We start from the raw sequence: 6,253 nt of genomic DNA, 5'->3' as shown, positions 1-6,253 counted from the left end.
GTCGCCTTCCAGCAGCGTCGCCAGCGAACAGTCCAGTGCGTCGGCCAGCGCCACTAGGCGCTCGTGCCCGATCTGCTTGATCGCACCGGACTCCCAGTACGAGATAGTCACATCCGACACGCCAACCTTCCGGGCCAGGGCGGCTTTGTTAAGCTTCACCCGCTGCCGGAGTTGCTTGATACGTGAGCCTAGCGATTCCATTATGTTTTCCCATTGATGAGCCAAACAAACTCGTGTGATGAACGTTCATCGTTGCCAACGGCGGTACGCCGTACGCGATCGCTCGGGGCTTCGCGCACGGCCATGCATCATAGGTAGAACGCTCGAAATAGCAAAGCGACTTGAGCGCCCACCGCTATATCCTTAGCAACTTTCATTCGGACGCTTTTCGGCCAAAGATGTTCCCCACGCATACTGATGGATGGTAGATGGGCGCGTATAATGGCGCCACGCTCTGACGCCAAAAGGATATCTTGATGACCGTACGTACGCGTATCGCGCCCTCGCCTACGGGCGACCCCCACGTCGGCACCGCCTACATCGCGCTGTTCAACCTCTGCTTCGCTCGCCAGCACGGCGGCGAATTCATCCTGCGCATCGAGGACACCGACCGGGTACGCTCGACCGCCGAGTCCGAGCAGATGATTCTGGATTCGCTGCGCTGGCTCGGCATCGAGTGGGACGAGGGCCCGGACGTCGGCGGCCCTCACGGCCCCTACCGCCAGAGCGAGCGCGGCGAGATCTACGCGCGCTACGCTCAGGAGCTGATCGACGCCGGCCACGCCTTCAAGTGCTACCGCACCAGCGAAGAGCTCGATGCGCTGCGCGAGTCACGCAAGGAGGCTGGCCTGCACCTGGCGCTCAAGCCGGCGGATCTGGCGCTGTCGCCCGAGGAGCAGGCACGCCGCGAAGCGGAGAGCTGGCCGTTCGTGGTGCGCATGAACGTGCCGAGCGACGGCGTCTGCGTGATCGAGGATCTGCTGCGCGGCACCATCGAGGTGGACTGGGCCCAGGTGGATGCCCAGATCCTGATAAAGTCCGACGGCATGCCGACCTATCATCTGGCCAACGTGGTGGACGATCACCTGATGGGCATCACCCACGTGCTGCGCGGGGAAGAGTGGATCAACTCCGCGCCCAAGCATCAGCTTCTCTACGAGTACTTCGGCTGGGACATGCCGGTACTCTGCCACATGCCGCTTTTGCGCAATCCGGACAAGTCGAAGCTCTCCAAGCGCAAGAACCCGACCTCGATCAACTACTATCGCCGCATGGGCTTTCTGCCCCAGGCGGTGACCAATTACCTCGGCCGCATGGGCTGGTCGATGCCGGACGAGCGCGAGAAGTTCTCTCTCCAGGAGATGATGGGCGTCTTCGACATCCAGCGCGTCTCGCTCGGCGGGCCGGTGTTCGACCTGGAGAAACTGACCTGGCTCAACGGCCTCTACATTCGTGAGGATCTGGACGACGACGCGCTGTTGGCCGCGCTCAGGGAGTGGGCCTTCAACGAGGAGTACGTGCGCCAGATATTGCCTCAGGTGCGCCCGCGGGTGGAAACGCTCTCCCAGGTCATGCCGCTGGCCGGGCATTTCTTCTCGGGCCTGCCCGCCATCACGGAGGCGGATTTCGAAGGCGTGAAGCTCGAGCGCGAAGAGCTCGTGCGGCTTCTGCAGTTTCTGGTGTGGCGCCTCGAGACGCTGCCGGCCTGGAACAAGGAAGCGCTGCTGGCCGAGGTTCAGGCCCTGGCCGGCGTCTTCGATCTCAAGATGAAGGCGTTTCTGGCGCCGGTGTTCATCGCCGTGACCGGATCGAGCACCAGCACCTCGGTCATGGATGCCATGGCGATCCTCGGTTCGGACGTGACCCGAGCACGCCTGCGCCACGCCCTCGAAGTGCTGGGCGGCGTCTCGAAAAAGCAGGCCAAGCGCTTCGAGAAGGAGTACCGGGCGCTGTAACCGAGAAGGGCATTATCGCCCGACGCGTGCTGCGCCAGATCCCATTGCGGGATTTGGCGCATTTTGGGTTGACGAAGGCGAGCCTAATCAGTACTATACGCATCGTCTTCACGACACGGGGCCTTAGCTCAGCTGGGAGAGCGCAACACTGGCAGTGTTGAGGTCAGCGGTTCGATCCCGCTAGGCTCCACCAACTCAAGCGCGCAAGCGCACGATGTAAAACGTCCCATTCGTCTAGTGGTCCAGGACACCGCCCTTTCACGGCGGTAACAAGGGTTCGAACCCCTTATGGGACGCCACATCTCTTCTGCTCTATCTCTTATCTTTTGATAATTTTTCATCGCAACCCGTTAGGGTATGGCGAGAATTATTGCTGCCTTTGATACGTCTTTCAGACCGAATTTTTTGCCTTTTTGCGCTTGACTTGTCCACTTTTGCTGTTCCTTGGGCGGGGTTGTACACAAGGGGCGGCTAACTCTTCATGAAATCAGCCTTTTAAAATTTATTTAATTAAAACAATGGCTTATGTTAGATCAAAAAGTGATCAATCTAAAGCCAAGCCACTGTTCATGGCGATTGCGGGATGTTTCTGTGTGGTTGTGAACAGGGTTATCCACAGATAGTGTGGAAAACATTTTTCTTTGCTTTTGGCCCGCCTTGTCAAGCAAAAAATGGTCGCGATACGGGGTCTCTTTCATCGCATCGAGCGAGCCTGGTGCTGTTCAAAAGCGAAAGTGACGAGTTCAGTGAGAGGTGAGGGTGCGCTGCTCGAAAAGCCTCCTGAATGCACGAAGGCCGCCCTGGGGCGGCCTTCGCGTCGAATCGGCGAGACTTACTTCTTGGTCGGGTAGTCGCGCTTGTCGTGGCCCGTGTAGAGCTGACGCGGACGGCCGATCTTGTAGCTCTCGCTGAGCATTTCATGCCAGTGCGAGATCCAGCCGATGGTACGCGACACGGCGAAGATCACGGTGAACATGTTGGTCGGAATGCCCATCGCCTTCAAGATGATGCCGGAGTAGAAGTCGACGTTCGGGTAGAGCTTGCGCTCGATGAAGTACTCGTCTTCCAGCGCGATCTGCTCGAGGCGCTTGGCGATCTTGAGCTGCGGGTCGTCGGCCATGCCGAGTTCCGCCAGTACCTCGTCGCAGCTCTCCTTCATCACCTTGGCGCGCGGGTCGAAGTTGCGGTAGACCCGGTGACCGAAGCCCATCAGCTTGAACGGGTCGTCCTTGTCCTTGGCCTTGTCGATGAAACGCTGAATGTTCTCTTCGGAGTCGTCGCCGATCTCGTCGAGCATGTTCAGCACCGCTTCGTTGGCACCGCCGTGGGCCGGACCCCAGAGCGCCGCGATACCCGCGCTGATGCAGGCGAACGGGTTGGCACCGGTCGAGCCCGCCAGGCGCACCGTGGAGGTGGAGGCGTTCTGCTCGTGATCCGCGTGGAGCATGAAGATACGGTCCATCGCCTTGGCGTAGACCGGGTTGATCTTGTACTCCTCGCAGGGGTTGCTGAACATCATGTAGAGGAAGTTCTCTGCATAGCTCAGGTCGTTGCGCGGGTAGTTGAAGGGCTGACCGACGTTGTACTTGTGCGACATCGCGGCGAGCGTGGGCATCTTGGCGATCAGACGGATGGCGCTGATGACCCGGTCTTCTTCCTGGGTGATGTCCATGTGGTCATGGTAGAAGGCCGCCAGGCCACCCACCACGCCGCACAGGATCGACATCGGGTGCGCGTCGCGGCGGAAACCCTTGAAGAAGTTGTTGATCTGGTCATGGACCATGGTGTGGTTGCGAATGCGCGTCTCGAAATCCGCGTACTGCTCGTCGGAAGGCAGTTCGCCGAACAGCAGGGTATAGCAGAGCTCGACGAAGTTGGACTCCTTGGCCAACTGGTCGATGGGGTAACCACGGTGAAGCAGCATGCCCTTGCCGCCATCGATGTAGGTGATGGCGGACTGGCAGGAAGAGGTGGCCATGAAGCCGGGGTCGTAGGTGAACAGGCCCTCTGCACCGAGGCCTCGTACATCGATAACGTCTGGGCCTAATGTGCCGGAATACATGGGTAGTTCGATCGGCTTGTCCAGACCGTCTACCGTCAATGTCGCTTTCCTGTCAGCCATGAAGGCCTCCTTTCGAATTCGGTTTGGGACGTAAAGTCGTTGTTTCGCATACCGCGCCGGCGAAAAGGCTCGCCTACTATAGAAGCGTGCGACTTTTTGTCAATTAGCCTTAATATCAACTATATTTGTACAAATTTATTCGGGGTTTGTATTTTTGTCTAATTTTTAGATGAGCCGAACGACTGCCTCGAAGACGTAATAGACTGTAGCTGTTAACAGGCTTACTAAACCGGTCGGCTCGTTGACACTATAAACATGCTGCAACGCAAAATCGACTCCACCTGCCGGGCATTTTCATTGTCTTAGTGGAGTTAGGCTTGCGTTTGGTTTGTAAGCGGAAGCGAAGGTTCTTATAATCCCCGGCGCGCGACCGGCAGATAGGTGGTCGTGTCCGACTTGGCAACGGCCGAGCCCCTTCCAGCAACCACCGCCCGCTCGGGGTAAGCCCGAACCTTTGCAGAGTGGGCCAAGAGAGTGTGTATAACGCCGTGAATAGCAAACGACCCGTAAACCTAGACCTTTCGACCATTCATTTTCCCCTGCCGGCGTTGACGTCGATCACGCACCGCATCACCGGTGTCATCCTGTTCGTCGGCCTGATCTTCGCCTTCTGGGCACTGGGGAAATCCCTCTCCTCACCGGCCGAATTCGATGCCGTGCGCGATGCGCTGGCGAACAACCTGCTCGCCAAGCTCGTCGCCTGGGGCCTTCTGTCCGCGCTGGCCTTCCACTTCGTGGCCGGCATCAAGCACCTGCTGATGGATGCCGATATCGGTGTCACCCTGGAAGGTAGCGTGCAAAAGGCGCAGATCACCGTGGTGGTGAGCGCGGTTCTGATCATTCTGGCAGGAGTCTGGGTATGGTAACCAACATCACAAGTTTCGGTCGCAGCGGCCTGTCCGACTGGCTGATGCAGCGCGTCTCGGCCGTGATCCTGGCGCTCTACACGCTGTTCATCGTGGGCTATCTGCTGTTCAATCCCGGGCTCGACTACTACACCTGGAGCGGGCTCTTCAGCCAGATCTGGATGCGCATCTTCTCGCTTCTGGCCTTCATCTCGCTGGCAGCGCACGCCTGGATCGGCCTGTGGACCGTCACCACCGACTACCTCAAGTCCACCCGGCTGCGTGTCGCGGCCCAGACGCTCATCATTCTGGCCATCTTTGTCTACCTGGTCTGGGGCATCCAAATTCTGTGGGGAGCTTAATCCATGTCTAACCTTCGTAGCCTGACGTTTGACGCCATCATCATCGGTGGCGGTGGCTCTGGCCTGCGTGCCGCTCTGGAACTCGCCAAGTCCGGCAAGAAGACCGCGGTACTGTCCAAGGTGTTCCCGACACGCTCTCACACCGTTTCCGCCCAGGGGGGTATCACCTGCGCGATCGCCTCCGCCGACCCGAACGACGACTGGCGCTGGCACATGTACGACACCGTCAAGGGCGGCGACTACATCGCCGACCAGGATGCCGCCGAGTACATGTGTTCCGAAGGCCCGAAAGCGGTATTCGAGCTCGAGCACATGGGTCTGCCGTTCTCGCGCTTCGACAACGGTCGTATCTACCAGCGCCCCTTCGGCGGCCAGTCCAAGAACTTCGGTGAAGGCGGTCAGGCCGCGCGCACGTGTGCCGCCGCCGACCGTACCGGCCACGCGCTTCTGCACACGCTCTACCAGAACAACCTCAAGAACAACACCACGTTCTTGAACGAGTGGTACGCGGTGGACCTGGTCAAGAATGCCAGCGGTGACGTGGTCGGCTGTATCGCCATGTGCATCGAGACCGGCGAAGTGGTCCACGTGAAATCCAAGGCGACGGTGCTGGCCACCGGCGGTGCGGGCCGGATCTACGCCTCCACCACCAACGCGCTGATCAACACCGGCGACGGCATCGGCATGGCGCTGCGCGCCGGCTTCCCGATGCAGGACATGGAGATGTGGCAGTTCCACCCGACCGGTATCTATGGTGCCGGCACGCTGGTCACCGAAGGGTGCCGCGGCGAGGGTGGCTACCTGGTCAACAAGGATGGCGAGCGCTTCATGGAGCGTTACGCCCCGAACGCGAAGGATCTGGCCGGCCGCGACGTGGTCGCGCGCTCCATGGTCATGGAGATCCTCGAGGGCCGCGGCTGCGGCGACAAGGGCGACCACGTCTTCCTCAAGCTCGACCACCTGGGTGAA

6 protein-coding genes and 2 tRNA genes are annotated in these 6,253 nt (G+C 59.6%); 6 read left to right on the top strand and 2 right to left on the bottom strand.

What is annotated here, in order from left to right:
- On the bottom strand, nt 1–201 hold a 201-nt coding region (locus BIS11_RS08910), incomplete at its 3' end, for a helix-turn-helix domain-containing protein (RefSeq protein WP_253585941.1).
- A gap of 275 nt (nt 202–476) precedes the next feature.
- Between BIS11_RS08910 and gltX the strand changes: the two genes are divergently transcribed.
- The 3 genes from gltX (at nt 477) to BIS11_RS08895 (ending at nt 2,254) form a co-directional block, all read left to right on the top strand.
- Entirely contained in the window at nt 477–1,955 is a 1,479-nt protein-coding gene (gltX, locus tag BIS11_RS08905) for a glutamate--tRNA ligase (protein WP_253421749.1), read from the top strand.
- A gap of 117 nt (nt 1,956–2,072) precedes the next feature.
- Nucleotides 2,073–2,148 (top strand) — tRNA-Ala (locus tag BIS11_RS08900).
- Nucleotides 2,149–2,178: 30 nt separating this feature from the next.
- Nucleotides 2,179–2,254 (top strand) — tRNA-Glu (locus BIS11_RS08895).
- 533 nt (nt 2,255–2,787) lie between these two features.
- Here the strand turns inward: BIS11_RS08895 and gltA are convergent.
- The gene (gene gltA / locus BIS11_RS08890; protein ID WP_253421747.1) at nt 2,788–4,077 is read right to left on the bottom strand and encodes a citrate synthase; all 1,290 of its coding nucleotides are present in this window, start codon (nt 4,075–4,077) and stop codon (nt 2,788–2,790) included.
- 488 nt (nt 4,078–4,565) lie between these two features.
- Here gltA and sdhC point away from each other — a divergent pair, with 488 nt between their 5' ends.
- The 3 genes from sdhC to BIS11_RS08875 all read left to right on the top strand — a co-directional run.
- Nucleotides 4,566–4,943: a succinate dehydrogenase, cytochrome b556 subunit gene (gene sdhC, locus BIS11_RS08885; RefSeq protein ID WP_253421745.1), complete on the top strand. Its 378-nt coding sequence runs from the start codon at nt 4,566–4,568 to the stop codon at nt 4,941–4,943.
- Nucleotides 4,937–5,284, top strand: coding sequence for a succinate dehydrogenase, hydrophobic membrane anchor protein (gene sdhD / locus BIS11_RS08880; RefSeq protein ID WP_253421742.1), 348 nt, complete (start codon nt 4,937–4,939; stop codon nt 5,282–5,284). Before sdhC ends, sdhD begins: the two co-directional genes overlap by 7 nt.
- Nucleotides 5,285–5,287: 3 nt before the next feature.
- On the top strand, nt 5,288–6,253 hold a 966-nt coding region (locus BIS11_RS08875), incomplete at its 3' end, for an FAD-binding protein (RefSeq protein ID WP_253585940.1).

This window comes from Halomonas sp. 707D4, assembly GCF_024158685.1.
Lineage (GTDB): Bacteria > Pseudomonadota > Gammaproteobacteria > Pseudomonadales > Halomonadaceae > Vreelandella.
The sequence above is the reverse complement of the archived record's forward strand: the minus strand, read 5'-3'. Positions and strand labels throughout refer to the sequence as shown.